This is a genomic window from Paenibacillus sp. FSL R7-0273, assembly GCF_000758625.1.
Taxonomy (GTDB): domain Bacteria; phylum Bacillota; class Bacilli; order Paenibacillales; family Paenibacillaceae; genus Paenibacillus_AQ.
Window position 1 is genome coordinate 6,903,784 of the sequence record NZ_CP009283.1, and the last position, 21,474, is coordinate 6,925,257.

Sequence of the window (21,474 nt, forward strand, 5' to 3'; positions counted from 1 at the left end):
TCAAAGGCAGAAAGGCCCTTGATTCGGCGCTCCGGCCGGCTTTAGGCGAAATCAAGGGCAGAAGTGCCTTTGATTAGGCTCGTCAGCCGGATTTGGGCGGAATCAAAGGCAGAAGTGCCTCTGATTCCGTGCCCGGGTCGGCTTTGGGTGAAATCAAAGGCAGAAGGGCCTTTGATTCGGCGCACTGGCCGGCTTTGGGCGAAATCAAGGGCATAATTGCCTTTGATTCGGCGCTTGGGCCGGGCTTGGGCGAAATCAAGGGCATAATTGCCTTTGATTCGGCGCCCGGGTGTGTTTGGCCGGATTTAATGCCGAAAAAAAATGTTACCACAGGAGCGGCCCCCGTTAAGCAGGCCGTCCTATGGTAACAGGATTCATCGATACATTAAAGCACCTTTATCTGGATGAGCCGCGGCCGCCGCGTGAGCTGCCGGAGCCGCTGTTGCGTCCGCCGCGCGAGCCGCCGCTGTTACGTCCGCCTGCGCCGGAGCCGCCCTTACCGCCTTTGGCGCCGCCGGTACCGTAGCTGCCGTAGCTGCCGCCCTGGCCGCCGCCCTTGGATGCGCCGCCTGCGCTTCTTCCGCCGCGTGAGCTGCCGCCCTTAGCCGGCGGCGATGCGCTCCACGCGCCTGCTTCATTGCTGCGCGCCACATTGGCTCTATGTTTCGGGCTGGCTTTCGCCCCGCCCGGATTATAGCCCTCACCGGAGCCGGCGCCCTTGGATGCGCCATAGCTGAAGCCCCCGGCTTCCGCACCTCTGGATACATTGGTGCTGTAGCCGCTGCTTGGGCCGCCCTTGGAACCGGCGGCCCCTCTGCCGCCGCGCTTTCCGGCGGCGTTCGCTCCGGCTGCAGAATCAGCAGCCGCCGCATTGCTGCGGGCGTCGAAGCTGCCATAGCCGCCGCCCGGTCTTGGCTTCGCCGCGCTGCGGCCGGCGGAGTCCCCGCCTCTGCGCGCAGCTGCGTCATAGGCGCTGCGCTTGCCCGCGGACGCTTCGCTGCGTCCGCGGCCCTCTGCAGGCGCGTCCCAGCCGCCTGCCTCTTTACCGCGTGCGCGCCCGCCCTGGCGCGCACCGGCTTCCGCACGCGGCGCTCCGCCGCTGCGTCCCTGGCTGCGCCCGCCGCGCCCGGCACGGGCGGGCTCCGGCGCACTGCGGCGGCCGCCCCGCGGGGAGCCGCCCTGCACAGAGGTGAATTCGCCGACGCCGAATTCATCCTTCTCGTAGCGGCGGCGGTCCAGCCGCTGGGAGGTGCCGTGCTCGATCAGATCGAGCAGGTTGTATTCACGCGGCGAGGCGAAGGTGATCGCCAGGCCTTTGCCGCCGGCCCGGCCGGTCCGGCCGATCCGGTGGATATAGCTGTCCGAATCCAACGGCAGGTCATAGTTGAAGATATGGGTAACCCCTTCAACGTCGAGTCCGCGGGCGGCAACGTCCGTAGCAACCAGCAGCTGCAGCTTCGCATCGCGGAACCGCTTCATGACCGCCTCACGCTTGGCCTGGGACAGGTCGCCGTGCAGCTCGTCGCAGTCATAGCCTGCAGCCTGCAGCGCTTCGTTCAGCTTCGACACCCGGCGCTTGGTCCGGCAGAAAATAATCGCCAGATAAGGACGGTCCCGTTCAATCAGCGCCTGCAGCGCCTCTTCCTTATTGCGGTCCGAGACCTCTACAACCTGCTGGCGGATATTCTCCAGCGGAATGGAAGATCCGCTCTTGATAATGATATCCAGCGGCTCTTTCATGTAATTCGCAGCCAGACGCTTGATCGCGTCCGGCATCGTTGCCGAGAACAGCATGGTCTGGCGGCGGTAAGGAACCGCTGTAATGATGGTTTCCACGTCCTCCAGGAAGCCCATGTGCAGCATCTGGTCTGCCTCATCGAGCACGAGCATTTTCACGCCGCCCAGATCCAGTGTTTCGCGGCGCAGATGGTCAAGCAGCCGGCCCGGAGTACCGATAATCAGGTGCCGTCCGCCCTCCAGCTTGCGCAGCTGCTTCTCAACATCCTGCCCGCCGTAGACAGCCAGAATCTTCACGCCGGTATGACGCGCCAGCTTGCGCGCCTCTTCGGTAATCTGCAGCGCCAGCTCACGTGTCGGAGCAAGGATCAGCGCCTGCGGATACGGTGCCTCCACACGGATCTTGTCCATAATCGGCAGCAGAAAAGCCAGCGTCTTCCCTGTCCCCGTCTTCGCTCTGGCAATAACGTCCAGTCCCTGCACCAGCGGCGGAATGGATTCTTCCTGGACCGGCGTCGGCTTGACGATGCCTTGTCCCTTTAACAAATCGGTTAATACTTCAGAAACACCTAAACCCTTGAAACCTGACAATGGCTCCACCTCACTAAATTCTTTGATTTACAGATATACATAACTTATAGGCATCCATTTACGGAGTAATGTACGATTTAATTTCCTCATTAAGGAGGCATACAAAAGCGGAAGAACCCGTCCACCCGGGTTCTTCCGTCCCATTTGCCGCCTTTCGCCCTGCAAAAGTGCGGTCAAAGTACGGTTTCTAGGGCAGCAGCGATCCACCGGACATTCATGACGGCACTCCTTTTGCGTTCCATTACACTCTATACAATAGTCTGTCCGGCTACAGCCTTCCGGAAACAGTAAGCCAAGTAGAAACGGCTTGGCCGTCCTGAACAGGACGGTATCCTTTTCTGCGCTAAATTTAAGGATGATCAATAGCGTAGAACATATCATTCTTATATTTTTAGAAAGTTATCCTTCTTATTGTACTTGATCTTGGCGTCTTTGTGTAAATTGCTTGAAAATAATAATGGTACCGGCTAGAACCGCCCCGACTTAAAGATCGACAGCAGCAGCCAGATCACCATCAGCAGCGCGATGACCGAGCCGATTTCAACGGTCGGAAAATCCCACAGCAGCGACGGGGCACCGCGCAGGGAGGTGCCGATGATCAGGCCGGCCATAATAATGCTGAAGGCCAGCAGCACAATGCTGAACGACAGGCGGTTGCCTACCCGGCTGAATTTGTGCTCCAGGTTCTTCAGCTCCGGCAGGCCGACCTCGACCTTCAGCTTGCCGCTGCTGATCAGCGCCGACAGCTGGCGGGCCTGCGAGGGCAGCTCGACCAGGCTCTCGGCCAGGTCGGCTATGCCGCCGAGCAGCTTGCGCTGCACCCGGCTGCCGCTGAACCGCTGCTTGAGCAACTGTCTGCCAAAGGGCTCTGCCATCTGCACGATGCTGAACGACGGGTCCATATTGGCCACTACGCCTTCCAGCGTCAGCATTGTCTTGCCGAGCATCGCCAGATCAGGCGGGATGACCAGCCGGTGCTTGCGCGCAATGCCGAACAGATCATTCAGCGCCTTGCCGATGCTGACCTGGTTAAACGGAATGTCATAATAAGACTCCCGCAGCCTGTCCATGTCATCGCGCAGGGCAGCACGGTCGGCATCCTCGGGAATAACCCCCAGGCGCAGAATAGCCCGTACCATCGAGTCGGTATTTCTGCGCATCAGCGCGATAACCAGCGCAGACAGGCTGTCCTTCATCTCTTCGCTGAGCCGCCCGACCATCCCGAAATCGATCAGCGCGAGCTTGCCGTTCTCCAGCAGCATCACATTGCCGGGATGCGGGTCGGCGTGAAAGAAGCCGTGGATAAAAATCTGGTCCAGCATCATCTCGACCAGCTGCTGCGCCACAGTCTTGAGCTTCAGCCCGCGCGCAAGCAGCTCCTCCCGGCGGTTCAGCGTAATGCCGCTGACATATTCCATCGTCAGGACCCGGGCTGAGCTGAAGTCCCAGTATATAGCCGGAATGGCCACCTTGGCTTTGGCCTGATCGGGCTGCTGTGCAGCGATACGCTCAGCATTTCGGCCCTCCTGGGCATAGTCAAGCTCGGCCAGCAGAGAGCGCGAGAATTCCTCGGTCATCCGGGCCAGGCCGTACTGCTTCGCCCAGTCCAGCTTTTTCTCAGCCAGAATGCTCAGGTCCTGCAGAATTTCAAGATCCCGGTGCATCGTGCGCGTAACACCGGGACGCTGTATCTTAACTGCCACGCTCGCTCCGCCGTGCAGCACAGCGCGGTGCACCTGGCCGATCGAAGCCGCAGCGATAGGGGTATTCTCAAAGGATTCGAAGATATCATGCAGCGGCTGGTCCAGCTCCTGCTCCACAATGCTGCGGGCAGTCTCCGCCGGGAACGGCGGCACGCTGTCCTGCAGCTTGACCAGCTCGGCAATAATGGACTCGGGCAGAAGGTCCGAGCGGGTGCTGGCAAGCTGTCCCAGCTTCACGAAGGTCGGCCCCAGATCCTCAAGCACCTGCCGGATACGCTCCCCGAGCGTAAGGGCGGCATGCGTCTCATGCGTCATCATCCGGCGCGGCAGGGACAGCAGATGGTAAAGGCCCAGCTCCTCCACCATATAACCGAAGCCATGACGCATAAGCGCCATGGCAATGGTCCGGTACCGTCCGGCATGTCTGATTCGTACTGCCATTTAATCCGTACGCGTATCCGTCAGAGTGTCTTCACCGGCATCGGCGGCAGAGACAGAATCTGAGGCGGGAGCTGCAGCGGTACCGCCTTCCAGCTCGGCTACGCGCCGCTCCAGGACAGCAATCCGCGCCTCAAGCTCTTCAATATCACTCTTCACAGGCACCTTCAGGTCCCTTAACACCTTCTGCACCTGCTCCTGCACGGCCGTTTTGAACGAGCTGCGTTCTTCTTCTCCCCGCTCTACAAGCCGGTCCACCAGTGCTCTGGATTCCGAGGGAGCCAGCTCCCCGCGTTTGACCAGCTCATCTACTGCCTTTTCGACCTTTTCTTTGCTGACAATGGTGAGGCCTACTCCTAATGAGATTGCTTTTTTGAACAAATCACTCATCGCTTTTTCCTCCCAAAGATTCCAGTTATGGATAAAGTATACCCCTTGACGGCCTATTTCACAAAATCCAGGCGGCAAGGGGCAAATGTGAAGCACACGGTAAGGTTTATCTTGGAATACGCGCCGCCCAGGTGGCTGACTGCAGGATCAGCTCACGGATGGCAGGATGGCGGAACGTCGGCTCATGATGGCCGGGCATCAGGAAGACAACCCGTCCCTGCCCGTAGCGGTGGCACCAGGCAGCCGGATAAGTCTCTCCGTCAGCCTCGTATTCCAGCAGCACTGTCTTCTCCGTAAACGGATCGAACTCAAAGCGGTAAGGCTCCTCGTCCAGCTGGAAATCCTCAATGCCCTCTGTAATATCATGCTCCCGCACTTTGAAGCTCAGCGGAGCATACGGCGGATGGGTTGTGAACCTGGCTCCGATCAGCCCTGCCAGCTCATAGCGCTTAGCCAGTGAAATGCCGGTATGCAGCACGATCAGTCCGCCCCCTCCGCTCACGTAACTAAGCAGACCTGCGGTCTGCTGAGGGGAAACCGTCTCGTTCCACAGCTCGTTATAAGCTATGCATAAATCATATCCGGCCAGATGCTCACCGAGCAGCAGCTTTTTATTCTCTGAACACTGAACGGTCAGCAGATCGTTCAGAATTTCGCCGATTTGTTGGTCCACACCCTGGAGAGGGTGAAAACGCGGATGGGTGTAGTCGCCCAGGAGCAGGCATTTTCTCTTGTCCATAGGGATCCTCCTTCATAATTCTTGCAGCAGAATTTGTCATATACGTTGCTACTATTCTAAGGAAAACTGCCTGGGATGTCCATGATCATGGAACGTAAATCTCATATAAACCGCAGATTAAACAGCCAAAAAACAATTCCCGCTCACCGGGAGCGGGAACAGGCAGGAGCATCTTGCCCTAGCGGCGGGCAGCCGCATAACGCCCCAGCTCAACGAACATACTGCCCATCCGCTCATGCTCAGGCATTACAATCCGCTCCACGCCTTCCTCCTTCAGCGCCTGGGAGGTAATCTTGCCTACAGAAACAGCCAGCACCTCCTGCTCAAACGCAAGCAGCAGCTGCTCAAGCTTCCCGTTCTCCCTTGCGTATTCTGACAAGAAGCGGAACTGCGGTGCACTGGTGAAGGCTACAGCATCCACCTTTGCCTCAAGGATCTCACCGAGCAGCAGCGCAAGTGCGCCCGGCTCAGGGGGAGTGTGACGGTAGGGCTGTACCTCCCGGACCGCCGCGCCTGCCCCTTCCAGCCAGGCGGTCAGCCGGGGCGCAGATTCACCGTGCAGCTGCAGTACGACTTCCTTTCCCTGCAGATCGTGGTCCTGCAGCCCGCGGATCAGGCCGCTGGTGCTTCCATCATCATCACGCACTGCCGGAGCCAGCCCGCGCTTCTTGAGAGCATTGACTGTCTTATAGCCCCGTGCCGCAATAGGCGCCGCGCCCAGAATTTCCAGAAACCGTCCGGCGTTCCCCATGGTCTCCGCCATGTTAAACAGGGCATCCAGTCCCATGCCGGTAGTAAGAACAGACCAGCCGGGCGGCTGCTTGATCCAGCTATCCAGCCCCTGGCGCAGTGCCTCATCATCCAGAAACACCGTCCCCTGGGCCGGCCGGAGCAGCGGGATACCGCCCATATTCGTCACCAGCTTGGCCATTTCCTCCGATTTACGCGGCCCTGCAAGGGCAACAGTCATTCCTTTCAATTGCTCTGCCATAAACATCACTCCCCCTCGTTAACCCTCCATTGTTGTCTACCAGTATACTTGCAAAGGGTCTAAAAAGAAAAGCGAAAAGCAGCTCCCTCCTCATGATTACCTGTTCTCCGGATGCAGCCTGAAGCGGCTGACAAGCCTTTGCAGCTCCTCGGCCAGATGGCTCAGATTGGCCGTCGAGGACGAAATCTCCTCCACGGCTGCAAGCTGCTCCTGGGCTGCAGCAGAGATCGTCTCGGTATTGGCCGCCGCCTCCCTGGAGATGCCCCCGATTTCGCCGATTGCCCGCTCCATACTGGCAGCTTCGGCGGACAGGGCATGTACCGCACTGCCCATAGCTTCGATCTTCTCCGCTGCCCCCTTGACAGCCCTGCGGATCCGCGAAAAGGAACGGCCGGTGGTATCGACCGCCATAATACCGTCCGACACCCGGCTTCTGGCATCCTCCATCGTTACTGTAGCCTGCTTCATCTCCTCATTAATTGAAGAGATCTGCTCTGAAATCATCCGTGCCGATTTCTCCGACTCTTCAGCAAGCTTGCGCACCTCTGAGGCTACGACTGCAAAGCCCCGGCCCTGCTCTCCCGCCCGCGCAGCCTCAATAGAGGCGTTCAGCGCAAGCAGATTGGTCTGGCGCGAAATCCCGGTGATGACGCTGACAATGCCCTGAATCTGCACTGTACGCACATTCAGCTTATCAATGACACCGCTCAGCTCCTCCACCGTCTCATGAATACCGTTGATTTTATCAACTACGCTGATAACGGACTCGTTGCCTTCCGCAGCAGAGAGCGACGTCTTGTCCATCATCGCCGACACCTGCTCCATGAAGCCGGAGATGTGCTGAACCTCTTTTGCGGTAGCCGCTGTGCTCTCAGTACCCTTTCCGATGCTGTCCACCTGACGCTCTGTACCTGCGGCAACCTCCTGGATGGCTACAGTCACATGCTCAATCGCCTTCATGGTCTGATCGGCCCCGGCAGCCAGCTCCTCGGCGGAGGAGGATACATCGTCCGTCATCTCCTGCACGTTAATAATCATCCCGCGCAGACTCGCAACCATCGTCCGGAAGTTGTCGGCAAGCATACCGATCTCATCACGGCGGAAGGCTCCGATATCCTCGGAGAGATCGCCCTGCGCTATGACTGCCGTAGCTTTACGGAGCCTGCCGAGCGGCCGCAGAATGGACTGTACGTTGAAGTAGATCAGAATAAGGGCCAGAACCACCGAAATGCCGATTACCAGAAAAGCCGTCCTGCGGATATCGGCGGTTGCATCCGATACTTCATTCTTATCTATCGCGCCGCCGATTCTCCAGCCGGTCAGCTCGTTCTGCATATAGGTCATTTTTTTGGCCGAATCCTTATAGGTATAGTCGAAGGAGCCGGACTCTGCCTCAAACATCCTCTTCACAAACGGCTCGGAGGATTCCTGGCCGATCTTTTCTATAGGATGGACCAGAAATTTTTTGCTGCTGTCCACAATGAATATGTATCCCTGCTTGCCTACTTTAATATCCGTAAGCTGAGCCAGCGCCGACAGGTCCAGATCCAGGGCGACTACCCCGTTGCCGCTGGCCAGCACTGCCGAAATGGCGATCGCCGTTTCATTGTTTACGGTCTGAAACGCAGGGGAAATAACCGTACCGCTGCCGTTCTTCAGGGCGTTTACATAGGAATTCTCTTTACGCGGATCGTAGCCCTCAGGCCGCTCAGCTTCAGAGGCATGCAGTACCGCTGCACGGCTGGTCCCTACATAAATATCCAGCACCTCCGGATGCAGTGCCGCATACTCCTTGAGCCGGGCTGTTATAGCCGCTGGAGCCCCTGCTGCCTCGGTGTTGACAGCCTCCGCATTCAGCTGCTCCGCAAAATATTGAATATCCTTTGTTCTGGACTCTATGTTGGCATTGATAATGGCATTGGCCGCATCTACACTCTCAGCAGCACTGGTCACCAGCTGCTCTTCCACTTTGCCGCTGGCCGATTCGTAGGTCTGCCAGCCGATAATCAGGCTCGGGGCCAGAAGGACAAGCAGGTATGTAAGAGTGAGCTTCATGCGGATGTTTATGCGGAATAGTTGGCCCAAGGGGATTCACGCTCTCTTTCGTTTAGGTCTTAAGTATGAGTAAAATAGTCATGTTATATAATTATATACCGCTGCTAAAAACCCTTTTTTCAGACTGCAAATATTGTTATTATCCTAGAAAATCTAAGAATATTTATACAAGCGCAACAAAAAGACCGCCTAAATGAAAGCGGTCTTTTGTTATATCTCTGTCTATGGTCTATTCAGCTTACCGGCCGGCCTTCTGCTGCAGCCCCGGTCCTAATTCACAGCTTTGCCCTTGCATGCCGGACACACTCCGCCAAAAACGACGTGGGCATGAGAAATGGTATATCCCGTCTCTGCGGCAACGGTGCTCAGCCACTCCTGCGGCACATGGGTCATCACTTCATCCACGGCACCGCAGACCTCGCACAGGATATGCTGGTGGTCATCCATCTTGGCATCATACCTGCTGGCAGCCTCCCCCAGCTTCAGCTCACGGATCATCTGTTTATCGGCAAGATAGCGCAGCGAATTATAGACCGTGCCGTAGGCCAGGTTATGTCCCTGTCCCACCAGCCGGTTCATCACCTCTGCAGCAGTCGGATGGTCATGCGAATTACGGACGATATCATAAACGGCTTGCCGCTGTGAGGTTAAATTCAGGTTTCTCATCGTTATCATCCTTTTACTTATTTTTAGATCAAGTATAAATCCTGCTGCCTTCAGCGTCAATCACGCCGCCCGTCTATTTACTTGATCAGCCCGGAATATTTTATCCTCACATCCGCAGCAACCTCGAACTTCAGGTCAGGATACAGCTCCTTCCAGTCCTTTGCTTCCGTTTCGTTGTTCCAGTGCTCTGACCCGTAGCGAAGCCCCCAACCGAAGGAATCAAGCCGCTTTTCCTTGATTTTTTCAAGCAGTGCCATAACCGACTGTTCCAGCTCCTTCCCGCCGGCCTCCGATATTTTTTCCAGCAGATTATGGGTTATCAGCTCCTGGGTGCTGTTCTCCTCCACAATGCCTCTAATCTTAATCTTGTAGCGGATCACCGGCGCTCCCATAGAGGATGTTCTAATCTTGTAGCTGGTGTTGCTGCTCTCTGTATAGTACTGGAAATCGCTATCCTCCACCCTGGCCGGAAAATTGGTCCGCAGATCAGGGCGGGTCAGCAGATTGAACAGCCGGGTCTCCTCCGGATTCAGCACCAGCTGAACCTTTTCTTTGTCTAAGAGGGCTACCTTGTCTATCTGAAACTGCGTCTCACCTTCTGCTTCTATAATTGGCAGGATCGGGTCCTTGCCCTGCTCATAGATATCTCTCATCAGCTGGTAGGAATAGACGCTGGCGATAAAGGGCGACTCCGTACCCTGTCCGCTCATCGCCATAATCAGGGAGTTTGAGGGAATCCGCTCGGACGGGGGCTTGACCTTAAGTACATCCAGTGCTGCCGGACGCCCGATGGCAAAGTTAAGAATCAGCTGGATATCCCTGCGCCGGACCGCCCAGTCCAGGATATGTCTGATATTCCTGTCAGCCATTTCTTCCCCTATGATGATTGATTTGCAGTGTACATAATCCAGTTCCTTTTCAACCTTTGATTTCATCAGCCGGAGCGCCTCGGAGATGCTGTCTGATTCTTCCGTAATAATCAGCATTTTCTCATCAATCTTGGTTACCTCGCCCTGCGGGATGGCCAGCTTCAGACTGACCTTGAAAGCCTCCTCCTCCCCGGGGTCAATCCCGATGGCAACTACAAAGATCCGCCGGTCAATATCCTTGTACTCGCAGCCTGTTGTAAGGCACAACAGCACAATTCCTATGTACAGCAGCAGCTTTCTCACGTATTCCGCCTCCTGTAAGCCGCCGCATAGCAATAGAGCAGCAGCATAATCATAAGCAGCTCTCCGACCCAGCGGGTATACAGAAACGCAACGCCGAACTGATTGAGCTGATATTGGTCAAGCCGCATTAGGACCAGGGTAATTCCGCTGAACAAAGCGAGAACAGCCAGCTCCTGCCATACCTTGGTCCGGGCCTTTGCCCGTTTACGCCGGCCGAACAGACCGGTAAGCAGCTCCTTGCCGACATGCCAGTGAACCGTTACGCTGACCAGGGACAGCGTTAAATAGGCAAAATAAAAAACAAACAGCATCCGTTCTATTAAAAAGGTGTCGATCCGGATACTGTCTGCTGTAGAAAACCAGGTATAGACATGCCTCTCCACACCGATGGTTCCGAAATAGCCGATGGGCACATAAAAGGTCAGCAGCAGTACAGCCAGCCCGTTAACCGCAAAAACCCAGCTATGCTTCATTTTCAGCTTGGGCAGCACCCGGTTGAAAATGGCGAGATTGAAATACCCGCTAAAGGAAAAGGTGGCGGCGGCAATGCTTTTGATATCCGGCGCATGGGCTGAATAGGTCACAATCTGCTGCACCGAATCCCAGCTGAAATCGGGATTGACCAGCGCTTTGATAATGGCGTACAGAATAAGCGGCAGGATAATCGCCAGCATCATTTCCATCCCGTACAAAATGGATAAGGAGTCCATACGCGCACAGAAGCAGACCAGAATAAGAAAGCTCAGAATGACGAGAAGCGGGCCGGTATCCGGACTGACAAAGCGCAGTGTAATGTCCACAAAGGACAGGATCGTAATCAGCCCGGCAATACACCAGAGCGAAGCAAACATTAGGATCAGCGGGACAATCAGCCATTTAGGCAGGGCCGTTTCGAGAATATCCTGAATGGTTTTGCCCGGAAATTTTGCGATCAGGATGGTAAAGGCAGACAGAAAGAGGGTCCCGAGAACGGCTGCAACAAGGATCGAGGTCTGCGCCCCCTTGAACCGGGCATCCAGCAGCTCCCGCGGGACGAAGTTCAGAATGTTCAGCAGGCTGTTCATCAAAAAAAGCCAATACACGTAACGGCTCTGATTCATCAGCTTCCGCCGCCCTTCTGACTGCCCTGAGAAGCTCCCAGGCTGTCCAGAACGAACATTTTGAAATAAGGCTGGCCGAAGCTGCGCTGGCTGCACAGATACATGGTGAACCCGACCAGGCACACCACGACACCAACCAGCCCAACTGCGGCGGCTGCCATCACAAACAGGTATTTAAGGACACGGATCGAAAAGCTCATCATATTCAAGGGGATCATGAAATTAGAAATGGCGACCACCGAAACCAGGATAATCATAATATTGCCGACCAGTCCCGCCGCCGTTGCCGCCTGGCCCAGAATCAGACCTCCGACCGTCGTCGCCGTCGGCCCGATTGCCCGCGGCAGCCGCAGGCTCGCCTCCGTCAGAAATTCCATCATGATCAGCATGATAAGCACTTCCACAAAGGAAGGATAAGGCACAGTCGCCCGGCTTCCGGCAATCAGCAGTGCAATCTGCACCCTTATAATCTCCGGATTATAGGAAGTGAAGGCCACATAGAGCGCAGGCAGCCACAGCGTCATCGCTACACCCATAATGCGCAGGAGCTTCAGGAACCGGCCGACGAAGGGGAGCTGAATTTTGTCATCCATTGCTACAAAGAAATCATTGAAGATAACCGGCAGAATAATCGCAAAGCCGGTTGTATCCAGCAGGATGGCAATTTTGCCCTCTGCCAGATTAAAAACCACACGGTCAGGCCGCTCCGTTACAATCGTTTTTGGAAAAATGCGTATTTTATCGCTGCTGATGTATTTTTCCAGCTCGCCCGATGCCTGCAGAATATCTATCCGCAGTGTACCCAGCCTCTCCCGCAGCTCATCCAGGACCTGATGATTCACCCGGCTGTCATCGTACAGGATGGCTGTCTTGGTTCTGGAAATGTTGCCGATCAGCATCGATTCCATCTTCAGCTCCGCTGACTGGTAGCGCCTGCGGATGAGATTCAGATTCACGGCCAGATTCTCTGTAAGCGCATCTGAGGGTCCTTGGGTAATGCTCTCCGTTACCGTCTCACTGACACTGCTGGTCTCGGCCTTCAGGGCATCAAAGTAAATCAGCCGCCGCTCCACCTCCACGCAGGCATAGCCGCCGAGCATCAGGTCCAGCACCTGTTTGCCCTCATCTACGGCCTCGCTGCCAGGATAGTGTGCCAGATATTCGGCATAGGCCGCCGGATCATTCATTTCGTAAAAGGGTGCGATTATGCTGCGGTTAATGATCTGCGGATCGGTGATGCTTTTGACATACAGCAGCCTTCCTGTTCCCGCCGGTGCTGTCAGCAGCCTGTCCTCCAGATCGGCGAAGTTTTCCAGCTGTCCCTTAATCCACTGCAGGGAGATCTCCTCCGCTTTCTGCTGTTCCGCCATCATTCATCCCTCCCCAAGCCGGATTTCTCCGGAAGTAGTACCTTATTTTGACACATTGCTCCTTCTTTCATGCACATGGGCCTGTACAGGTTTCTTTTGGCGGGAGTGTGGTAATAAATGAAATGAATCTTGTACATGGAGGGATCATAGGATGAGTACAGATAATCAGACACGGAATAACGGTTCACATGGTCTTCCCCAATTTCCGGAATCCCTGTGGAGAGGCACCACGGAGCTGCCTGCTTTTCCGAGGCTTGCGGAAGATCATGTTACAGATGTAGCCATTGTGGGGGCGGGGATTACCGGAATTACAGCAGCTTATCTGCTTAGCAAGGAAGGCTATAAGGTTACCCTGCTGGAAGCCGGTGAAGTGCTTGGCGGAACGACCGGATTTACCAGCGCCAAAATCACGGCCCAGCACGGGATGATCTATGCTGATCTGGTGAAGAATTTCGGGGAGGAGCAGGCCTGGGCCTACTACCAGTCGAACAGCGAGGCGATGAAGTGGATGATCCGCACAGCCGAAGAGCTTGAGCTTTCCTGCGGCATGCATCCTGAGGATGCCTACCTGTATGCGGACAAAGACGATGAGAAGACGCTGAAGCAGCTGGAGCAGGAGTTCGAAGCCTATCAGAAGCTTGGGATACCGGGAGAATGGCTGGAGCATATTCCGCTGCCCCTGATGGTAGCCGGAGCCATCCGGCTGCCGGAGCAGGCCCGCTTTCATCCCCTGCATTATCTGAAGGGAATGCTGCAGTTCGTGCTGGATAAGGGCGGTGTGGTCTACGAGCACACCATGATCGGCGAAAAGGTGGACAAGGGAGACCGGATTACACTGTACACCGAAGGCAGTGAACATCAAATCCGCTGCCGGCATGCGGTTTCCGCCTCTCATTTCCCGTTCTATGACGGCGGCGGGCTGTATTTCTCACGCCTGCATGCGGAGCGCTCCTATTGTCTTGCGGTCCAGCCGGAAACGGATTTTGCCGGCGGAATGTATCTGAGTGCAGGAGAGCCTACCCGCTCGCTGCGTGCCGTGGAATGGAACGGGCAAAGCCTTGTCATCGTAGGCGGAGAGAATCATAAGACCGGACAAGGCATCTGTACGTTCGGGCATTACGAGAATCTGGAGCTGTTCGCGGGCGGGCTGCTGGGAAGCAGGCAGATTCCGTACCGCTGGTCGACCCAGGATCTTATCACGCTGGACAAGGTTCCTTATATCGGCAAGCCTGATGAGGATGAAGAGATTTATATCGCTACCGGCTACGGGAAATGGGGCATGACGAACGGCACGCTGGCGGCACAGATCATCACAGACCAGATTATGGGCCGTGCGAACCGCTACAGCGGGCTGTATGATCCGTCCCGTTTCAAGGCGCGCCCGTCGATTAAGAACTTCATTGTACAGAACGCCAATGTCGCCAAGGAGCTGGTGGCCGGTAAGGTGGAGATTGTCCGCAAGAAGACAAGTGAGCTCGGAGCCGATGAAGGGGCTGTTGTTTTCCATGACGGCAAGCGGGCCGGCGCCTACCGCGATCCTGAGGGCAAGCTGCATCTGGTGGACCGCACCTGTACCCATATGGGCTGTGAATGCGAGTGGAACAACGCGGAACGCTCCTGGGACTGTCCTTGCCACGGCTCCCGGTTCTCCTATGAAGGTGATGTGCTGGAAGGGCCGGCTACCGTACCGCTGACCAAGCTTGAAGCAGAGGCCTGATAAGGCCGCATATACAAAGACAGGGATGCCCTCAGGCCGTTATGGCCGGGGCATCCCTGTCTTTTAGTTTGGCGGACAGTCTGCCTGGTTAGGCATCTGCCGGATTATTGCACGCCTTTTTCCGGACGCGGCTCTTCATGCTTGCCGGGCCAGAACGCCCAGCGGCCGCAGAGCATCGTGATCGCCGGTACCAGAAACGGCCGGACGATGAAGGTGTCGAGCAGCACCCCGATTGCAGTGATGATACCGAACTGCACCAGCACCTGAATCGGCAGACTGGCCAGCACGGCGAAGGTGCCAGCCAGAATCAGCCCCGCGGAGGTGATGACCGAGCTGGTCTCATTCACCCCTTCGGCAATCGCCTGCTTCAGCGGCATCACCTTACGCTTTTTCCAGATGCTTGAGATCATGAAGATGTTATAATCCTCGCCCAGCGCAACCAGGAAGACGAACGAATACAGCGGAATAGCCCCCTGGATCGCATCTGCACCCAGCACATAATGAATAATAATCCAGCCCAGGCCGAGTGCAGAGAAGAACGAAAGAATAACAGTGCCCACCAGATAGACGGTTGCCGTCACCGAGCGCAGGTAGGCCAGCAGCAGCAGGGTAATCAAGCCGATAACGACCGGGATAATGAGGTCTGTATCACGCTCGCCCAGCACTTTTGTATCGTACTGGGTGGCTGTCTGTCCGCTGACCCACACGCTGTCCTGGGCCTGCGCTTCTTCAAAGCCCGATTCTACCAGCGCCTGCTCCACTGTATTCAGCAGGGCCGGAATATGGCTCATCGCCTCCAGGGAATAAGGATTATCCTTGAATTCCAGATCGAAGCCGATAATCTGCGGATTAACGGCCCCCTGCTGCGGATCGGATACGGTATCGACATAGGACAGTCCGCCGAGAATGACTTTGAAATCCTCTCCGCTCACCTGACCCTTCGTATCAATCATCAGCTTGGCCGGAGCCAGCTCTCCGGGTGAGAACTGCGTGCCGATCAGATCAAAGCCTTGCCGGGATTCCATATCCTCAGGGAAGGAAGAGAGAAGATCATACGTAAACTTAACATTCGTGGAGAAGGAAGCCAATATTCCCAGGCCGATAATCGTTACAGCTACAATCGTCCAGGGGCGGGAAACCACCAGGCCGCCAATTCCTTTGCGACCGGTCTTGTGCGGCTTCGGCTTCGGAGCCGGCTTACCCTTGGCTCTGGCCCGCTCCTCCTCCATCTGCGGGGTACGGGGCACAAACGGGAAGAACGACATCCGCCCGAAGATGGCCAGCAGCGCCGGCACCAGCGTCAGGCTGGCAATACCCATAATCAGAATGGATACGCTGAACGGAATAGCGAACCGGTGATACGCCCCGTATTTGGCCAGCAGCAGGGCGAACAGCGCCATCACAACGGTAAAGCCGCTCATGGCAATCGCTCCGGAGGAGTGGCTGATCGAGCTCAGCAGAGCCCGCCCTTTGTTCTCCTCTACCTTGAGCATCTGACGGAATCTTGAAATCAGGAACAGACAATAATCGGTTCCTGCACCGAACAGCAGCACGGTCATTATGGAGATCGCCTGTGAATCTACAGTGATCCAGCCCTCCCGGGCCATCAAACCGAGCAGCGGGCTTGTTACCCCGTAAGCAAAGCCTACAGCCACCAGCGGAATCAGCGCCAGAATCGGCGAACGGTAGATCAGCAGCAGGAATACGAGCACCAGAATTACGGTTGCAATCAGCAAGGACACGTCGGCATCCTCAAACAAGCCTGTCGCATCAATCGAAATCCCGACCGGACCGGATACGCGCAGGCTCAGTTCGCCGCTGTCCACACCTGCTGCAGCCGGGTCACTGCCTGTCTCCTCACGGACCAGCGTCTTCAGCTCGGTAATACCTTCCCCCAGCTTATCACTATCCGCTGACTTGTCGAACAGCACCGGAGTAACCAGTGTGCTGCGGTCCTCCGACAATGAAGCCTGCAGCGCCTGCGGAGGCAGCTGGCCCAGCGGAGGCACAAAATTCTGATGGGGCAGCGGCTCCTGCTCCAGCTTGCCGTACAGGGCAATAATATGTACTAAATCCTCCTCGGACAATCCCCCGTCGCGGTGCCACACCAGCAGTGCAGGCACACCGCTGCCGCCCGGGAATTCCTGATCCGCAACAGCCGCCGCCTGGACCGACTGCGAGGACTCCGGCAGATTCTGTGCATTGTTCACCACCTGTGAATTAACGGAAGGCCATAGCAGTGTAAGCACTCCTACCAGCACAATCCAGATCAGCAAAGTGATCCATTTGGTCTTGCGTCCCGCCACCCATTTCCCGTAGCCCGACATCCTTGTTCATCCTTTCTTTGCCCGCTTCACCCCTAAAAATGAGCCGCGGGTCATTTTATCATCCTTATCATATATACCCTGAAAATTTTAAGCAAATCCTTTTTTTGAAAATGGAATTTCAACTTCAGCTTTGCCACTCTCCGCCAAATAAAAACACCGCTCCCCACAAATGGGGGAGCGGTGCCGGTAAAGAGTTATATAAGGCGTAATTTAGCCTGCATCAGGCAGGTCATCGCCGGAGAACTGGCTGTTATAGAGGTCGGCATAGAAGCCGCCCTGCTCCAGCAGCTCGACGTGAGTGCCTTTTTCAATTACACTGCCCTGGTTCATGACCAGAATGAGATCGGCATCGCGGATCGTCGACAGCCGGTGGGCAATCACGAAGCTCGTTCTGCCGGTCATCAGCGTCTTCATCGCCTTCTGGATCTGCACTTCAGTCCGTGTATCGACGCTGCTGGTCGCTTCATCCAGAATCAGAATGGACGGATCAGCCAGAATGGCCCGGGCAATGGTCAGCAGCTGCTTCTGTCCCTGGGAAATATTCGACGCCTCCTCATTCAGGATCGTATCATAGCCAAGCGGCAGCGTACGGATGAAGTGGTCGGCATGAGCTGCCTTGGCTGCGCGTACGACATCAGCCTCCGTAGCACCTTCTCTGCCGTATGCGATATTATCACGGATCGTGCCGTTGAACAGCCAGGTATCCTGCAGGACCATCCCGAATTTGCTGCGCAGCTCGCTGCGCTTCATCTCGGTTATGTTCACACCGTCAATGACGATCTCGCCGCCGCTGATTTCATAGAACCGCATCAGCAGGTTAATCAGCGTCGTTTTACCGGCGCCGGTCGGTCCGACAATCGCAATCGTCTGTCCCGGCTCGACGCTGATATTCATGTCTTCAATCAGGATCGCATCCGGCTTGTAGCCGAACTTCACATGACGGAATTCAACAGCACCCTCTTCAGCGCCGGCGGCAGGCTTAGCACGCGATACTGCGGTTTCGGGAACTTCCTCCTCTTCGTCGAGCAGCTCAAAGACACGCTCAGCTGAAGCAATCGTCGACTGAATGATGTTGGCTATATTTGCTGTCTGGGTAATCGGCATTGTGAACTGGCGCGAATATTGGATAAAGGCCTGGATATCACCTACTTCAATTGCCTTGCGGGTTACAAAAATTCCGCCGACTACACAGACAAGCACGTAGCCAAGGTTACCGATGAACATCATCAGCGGCATGATCATCCCGGACATGAACTGCGAACGCCAGCCGGAGTTGTACAGATCATCGTTGATTTTGTTGAAATCGCTGAGCGACTGCTGCTCACGGCCGAAAGCCTTGACGATCCGGTGTCCGGTATACATTTCCTCAACATGGCCGTTCAGCTGGCCCAGTGATTTCTGCTGGCCGATGAAGTACCCCTGGGAACGCTTTGTGATCGCCATAATAACCACGAAGCTCAGCGGCAGAGTGATGATTGTAATCAGGGTCAGCCATGGGCTGATCGTCAGCATCATGATGATAACCCCGATAATCGTCACGATGGACGTGATCAGCTGCGTCAAGCTCTGCTGGAGCGTTGTACTGATGTTATCCACATCATTCGTTGCCCGGCTGAGGATTTCCCCGTGGGTACGCGAATCAAAATATTTAAGCGGCAGCCGCTCCAGCTTGCTGTTAACCTGCTCCCGCATATCAAAGACAACCTTTTGCGCTACTCCGGCCATTACATACTGCTGTACGTAGCTGAATACAGAGCTGAACAGGTACAATCCGCCGAGGATAAGCAGAATATTATTCACATAACCAAAATCAATGGCTGCACCCGGCACACCCGTCAGCATTCCGTAGGCGCCCTCGAACAGCTTGGTGGTCGCCTTCCCCATTACCTTCGGGCTGAAGATGCTGAATACGGTACTGGCTATAGCCGTAATTAAGACGATGAGCAGCTGCACCTGGCGCGGACGCAGGTACGTGATCAGCCGGCGGAGCGTGCCCTTGAAATCCTTGGCCTTCTCCGGAGGCATCCCCATGCCGGGGCCGCCGTGTCCAGGGCCGAAGCCGCCGCCGCGCCGCGCCGGAGGCTTCACTTGCTGATTTCTTTCACTCATGCTATTTCCTCCTCTGACAACTGCGAGGATACAATCTCGCGGTACACTTCGCTATTCTCCATCAGCTCGCGGTGATTGCCGATGCCTGCCACCCGGCCTTCATCCAGCACAATAATCCGGTCAGCGTCCATAACGGTGCTGACCCGCTGTGCAACGATCAGTACGGTCGATTCCGTGGTCTCCTCCTTCAGGGCAGCGCGCAGCTTGGCATCTGTCTTGAAGTCAAGTGCGGAGAAGCTGTCATCGAACAGGTATACTTCCGGCTTGCGGACCAGAGCCCGGGCAATCGACAGCCGCTGCTTCTGGCCGCCGGAGACATTGCTGCCGCCCTGGGCAATCTGCGAGCCGAAGCCTTCCTGCATCGCCGATACGAAATCATAAGCCTGGGCCACCTTGGCTGCATGAAGGATCTCTTCATCGGTTGCATCGTCTTTTCCGTAACGGATATTCTCATTAATCGTTCCGGTGAACAGTACAGCCTTTTGCGGAATATAGCCGATCTTGCTGCGCAGATCCTCCTGCGTCATCTCACGGACATCCACGCCGTCTACACGTACAGCCCCTTCAATAACATCATAGAACCGCGGGATCATGCTGAGCAGCGTGGATTTACCTGAGCCGGTACCGCCGATAATAGCAGTAATCTCACCCGGCCGGGCGCTGAAGCTGATGCCGGACAGCGCCGGCTGCTCCGCTCCCGGATAAGAGAAGGAGACGTTGTCGAACTCTACATAGCCGCGCAGGCCGTCGCGCCCATCCAGCTTGGTGGCATCTGACGTAGCCAGAAGGTCTCCGGCTGTCGGATCAATAATTTCCGGCTTCATGTCAAGCACCTCATTGATCCGCAGTGCCGAGGCGGAGGCCCGGGGAATCAGTACAAACATCATGGAAACCATAATCAGGGAGAACATAATCTGCATTGCATATTGGATAAAGGCCATCAGTGAGCCGACCTGCAGGTCGCCGTCACCGATCCGGATACCGCCGTAATACAGAATACCAATCATCGAGAAATTCATCACCAGCATCATGATAGGCATCAGGCCGGCCATGATTTTGTTAACCTTAATCGCTGTATCCGTGAGATCCTTATTGGCTGCAGTAAAGCGTCTGTTCTCATGCTCAATCCGGTTAAAGGAACGGATAACCCGGATACCGGTCAGATGCTCACGCAGCACCCGGTTCAGGTTGTCCAGCTTCACCTGGATCGCTTTGAACAGCGGCAGGCCCTTCATTCCGATCAGGAAAATCGCTCCAACAAGCACCGGAATGACAATGACAAAGATCAGGGACAGCTTGGCATCCTCGGATACCGCCATAATAATCCCCCCGATCATCATCATCGGAGCGCCGACCATCATGCGCAGCATCATAGTCAATACAGTCTGAACCTGTGTAATATCGTTAGTAGTGCGGGTAATCAGTGAGGCAGTACCCAGCTTATCAAACTCATGCAGTGTAAAATTCTCCACATGCTCAAACATCCGTGAACGGGTATTTCTGCCGAAGCCTGCAGCCACCTTGGCCGACAGATAACTGGCAATTACCGAACACAGCGCACCGCCGCCGGCAACCAGCAGCATGTAACCGCCGATTCTCCAGATATAGGAGCGGTCTCCCTCCACAATCCCCTTATCCACAATGTCAGACATCAGGGTTGGAAGGTACAGGTCACCCATGGATTGCAGAAAGACCAGAATCAGTACCGCTGCTACGCCCCACCGAAAGGGTCTCAGTCCCTTTAACAATTTAATCAATCTTCTCATCTCCGTTCATTTGTAACAGGTCCAAATCCGGCCGCGGATTCTCTTCGATGAATGTCTGTACCTTCATCAGCAGGTCTGCTAGAAGGTTGCTCTCTTCTTCACCCAAATATTCCACCAGCTTACCCAGTGAAGCGTCCATATGACTCCGCGCTTTTCTGGTCACAACCCTGCCCTGCTCCGTCAGCCGGATACGCACTACTCTGCGGTCAGAAGGATCCGGCTGGCGCTCTACCATGTCTTTGGCCTCGAGGCTATTAATCAGCTGAGTAACCGTAGGAGGCGTGATTTCCAGGAGCCTGCTGATTTCGGAAACCTTAAGCCCCTCCTCCGGAGAGCGTGATTTCCTGGCGAGGCATATCAATAAAGTCAGTTCACTCGGCTTATGGCCGTCTACCGTCTGATGCACATGTGCTTTGCGCAGCTGCCGCAGGGCCATAAACAGCCGTTGTGCGACTGGATTTTCGTTGTTTACCCCAATGGTTTCCGCCTCCTCATTTTAGTTAGGCTTACTAATAATTAAATACAATATTAATTAGGCTACCTAATTATATTTTTCGCCTACTCCTTTGTCAATTCCCAAATCCGCTTACAAGTATTACAGAA

General features: G+C 55.5%; 16 protein-coding genes. 1 reads left to right on the forward strand and 15 read right to left on the reverse strand.

Features of this window, described 5'->3' with window-relative positions:
* Nucleotides 1-82: 82 nt before the first annotated feature.
* The 11 genes from R70723_RS33655 to R70723_RS29760 all read right to left on the reverse strand — a co-directional run bounded on the left by R70723_RS33655 (nt 83) and on the right by R70723_RS29760 (nt 12,955).
* On the reverse strand, nt 83-331 hold the full coding sequence (locus tag R70723_RS33655; RefSeq protein WP_156123857.1) for a hypothetical protein: 249 nt from the start codon (nt 329-331) through the stop codon (nt 83-85).
* Between the two features lie 65 nt (nt 332-396).
* Nucleotides 397-2,328: a DEAD/DEAH box helicase gene (locus R70723_RS31750; RefSeq protein ID WP_052421515.1), complete on the reverse strand. Its 1,932-nt coding sequence runs from the start codon at nt 2,326-2,328 to the stop codon at nt 397-399.
* Nucleotides 2,329-2,795: 467 nt separating this feature from the next.
* Nucleotides 2,796-4,472, reverse strand: a complete 1,677-nt coding sequence (locus tag R70723_RS29720) for an ABC1 kinase family protein (RefSeq protein ID WP_039877698.1) — start codon at nt 4,470-4,472, stop codon at nt 2,796-2,798.
* Complete coding sequence (locus R70723_RS29725) at nt 4,473-4,859, reverse strand: phasin family protein (RefSeq protein ID WP_144027075.1); 387 nt, start codon at nt 4,857-4,859, stop codon at nt 4,473-4,475. It abuts the gene before it with no gap.
* Nucleotides 4,860-4,965: 106 nt separating this feature from the next.
* Nucleotides 4,966-5,598, reverse strand: a complete 633-nt coding sequence (locus R70723_RS29730) for a ThuA domain-containing protein (RefSeq protein WP_039877700.1) — start codon at nt 5,596-5,598, stop codon at nt 4,966-4,968.
* 178 nt (nt 5,599-5,776) lie between these two features.
* Nucleotides 5,777-6,589, reverse strand: a complete 813-nt coding sequence (locus R70723_RS29735; protein WP_039877701.1) for a uroporphyrinogen-III synthase — start codon at nt 6,587-6,589, stop codon at nt 5,777-5,779.
* 96 nt (nt 6,590-6,685) lie between these two features.
* Nucleotides 6,686-8,674 (reverse strand): methyl-accepting chemotaxis protein, encoded by a 1,989-nt coding sequence (locus R70723_RS29740; protein ID WP_039877702.1) that lies wholly within the window; start codon nt 8,672-8,674, stop codon nt 6,686-6,688.
* A 240-nt stretch (nt 8,675-8,914) separates the two neighbouring features.
* Nucleotides 8,915-9,310, reverse strand: coding sequence for a Fur family transcriptional regulator (locus tag R70723_RS29745; protein ID WP_039877703.1), 396 nt, complete (start codon nt 9,308-9,310; stop codon nt 8,915-8,917).
* Between the two features lie 77 nt (nt 9,311-9,387).
* Nucleotides 9,388-10,482, reverse strand: a complete 1,095-nt coding sequence (locus R70723_RS29750) for a Ger(x)C family spore germination protein (RefSeq protein ID WP_039877705.1) — start codon at nt 10,480-10,482, stop codon at nt 9,388-9,390.
* Nucleotides 10,479-11,582: a GerAB/ArcD/ProY family transporter gene (locus tag R70723_RS29755; RefSeq protein ID WP_039877706.1), complete on the reverse strand. Its 1,104-nt coding sequence runs from the start codon at nt 11,580-11,582 to the stop codon at nt 10,479-10,481. Before R70723_RS29755 ends, R70723_RS29750 begins: the two co-directional genes overlap by 4 nt.
* Nucleotides 11,582-12,955 (reverse strand): spore germination protein, encoded by a 1,374-nt coding sequence (locus R70723_RS29760; protein WP_039877707.1) that lies wholly within the window; start codon nt 12,953-12,955, stop codon nt 11,582-11,584. Before R70723_RS29760 ends, R70723_RS29755 begins: the two co-directional genes overlap by 1 nt.
* A 148-nt stretch (nt 12,956-13,103) precedes the next feature.
* Here R70723_RS29760 and R70723_RS29765 point away from each other — a divergent pair, with 148 nt between their 5' ends.
* Complete coding sequence (locus R70723_RS29765) at nt 13,104-14,669, forward strand: FAD-dependent oxidoreductase (protein WP_039877709.1); 1,566 nt, start codon at nt 13,104-13,106, stop codon at nt 14,667-14,669.
* Nucleotides 14,670-14,773: 104 nt separating this feature from the next.
* Here R70723_RS29765 and R70723_RS29770 read toward each other — a convergent pair whose 3' ends face one another.
* The 4 genes from R70723_RS29770 to R70723_RS29785 form a co-directional block, all read right to left on the reverse strand.
* Nucleotides 14,774-16,996, reverse strand: coding sequence for an MMPL family transporter (locus R70723_RS29770; protein ID WP_039877711.1), 2,223 nt, complete (start codon nt 16,994-16,996; stop codon nt 14,774-14,776).
* 210 nt (nt 16,997-17,206) lie between these two features.
* Nucleotides 17,207-19,105: an ABC transporter ATP-binding protein gene (locus R70723_RS29775; protein WP_039877713.1), complete on the reverse strand. Its 1,899-nt coding sequence runs from the start codon at nt 19,103-19,105 to the stop codon at nt 17,207-17,209.
* Nucleotides 19,102-20,862: an ABC transporter ATP-binding protein gene (locus tag R70723_RS29780; protein ID WP_039877715.1), complete on the reverse strand. Its 1,761-nt coding sequence runs from the start codon at nt 20,860-20,862 to the stop codon at nt 19,102-19,104. Before R70723_RS29780 ends, R70723_RS29775 begins: the two co-directional genes overlap by 4 nt.
* Nucleotides 20,855-21,307, reverse strand: a complete 453-nt coding sequence (locus R70723_RS29785) for a MarR family winged helix-turn-helix transcriptional regulator (protein WP_047171265.1) — start codon at nt 21,305-21,307, stop codon at nt 20,855-20,857. The genes R70723_RS29780 and R70723_RS29785 overlap by 8 nt, the downstream gene beginning before the upstream one ends.
* Between the last annotated feature and the right edge of the window lie 167 nt (nt 21,308-21,474).

Excerpts from the sequence above, each read along its gene's own strand:
- R70723_RS29785 (WP_047171265.1), bottom strand. The coding sequence starts at position 21,307 with ATGGCCCTGCGGCAGCTGCGCAAAGCACATGTGCATCAGACGGTAGAC.
- R70723_RS29720 (WP_039877698.1), bottom strand. The coding sequence starts at position 4,472 with ATGGCAGTACGAATCAGACATGCCGGACGGTACCGGACCATTGCCATG.
- R70723_RS29775 (WP_039877713.1), bottom strand. The coding sequence starts at position 19,105 with ATGAGTGAAAGAAATCAGCAAGTGAAGCCTCCGGCGCGGCGCGGCGGC.
- R70723_RS29755 (WP_039877706.1), bottom strand. The coding sequence starts at position 11,582 with ATGAATCAGAGCCGTTACGTGTATTGGCTTTTTTTGATGAACAGCCTG.
- R70723_RS29735 (WP_039877701.1), bottom strand. The coding sequence starts at position 6,589 with ATGGCAGAGCAATTGAAAGGAATGACTGTTGCCCTTGCAGGGCCGCGT.
- R70723_RS29765 (WP_039877709.1), top strand. The coding sequence starts at position 13,104 with ATGAGTACAGATAATCAGACACGGAATAACGGTTCACATGGTCTTCCC.
- R70723_RS29745 (WP_039877703.1), bottom strand. The coding sequence starts at position 9,310 with ATGAGAAACCTGAATTTAACCTCACAGCGGCAAGCCGTTTATGATATC.
- R70723_RS29725 (WP_144027075.1), bottom strand. The coding sequence starts at position 4,859 with ATGAGTGATTTGTTCAAAAAAGCAATCTCATTAGGAGTAGGCCTCACC.
- R70723_RS29730 (WP_039877700.1), bottom strand. The coding sequence starts at position 5,598 with ATGGACAAGAGAAAATGCCTGCTCCTGGGCGACTACACCCATCCGCGT.
- R70723_RS29760 (WP_039877707.1), bottom strand. The coding sequence starts at position 12,955 with ATGATGGCGGAACAGCAGAAAGCGGAGGAGATCTCCCTGCAGTGGATT.
- R70723_RS29770 (WP_039877711.1), bottom strand. The coding sequence starts at position 16,996 with ATGTCGGGCTACGGGAAATGGGTGGCGGGACGCAAGACCAAATGGATC.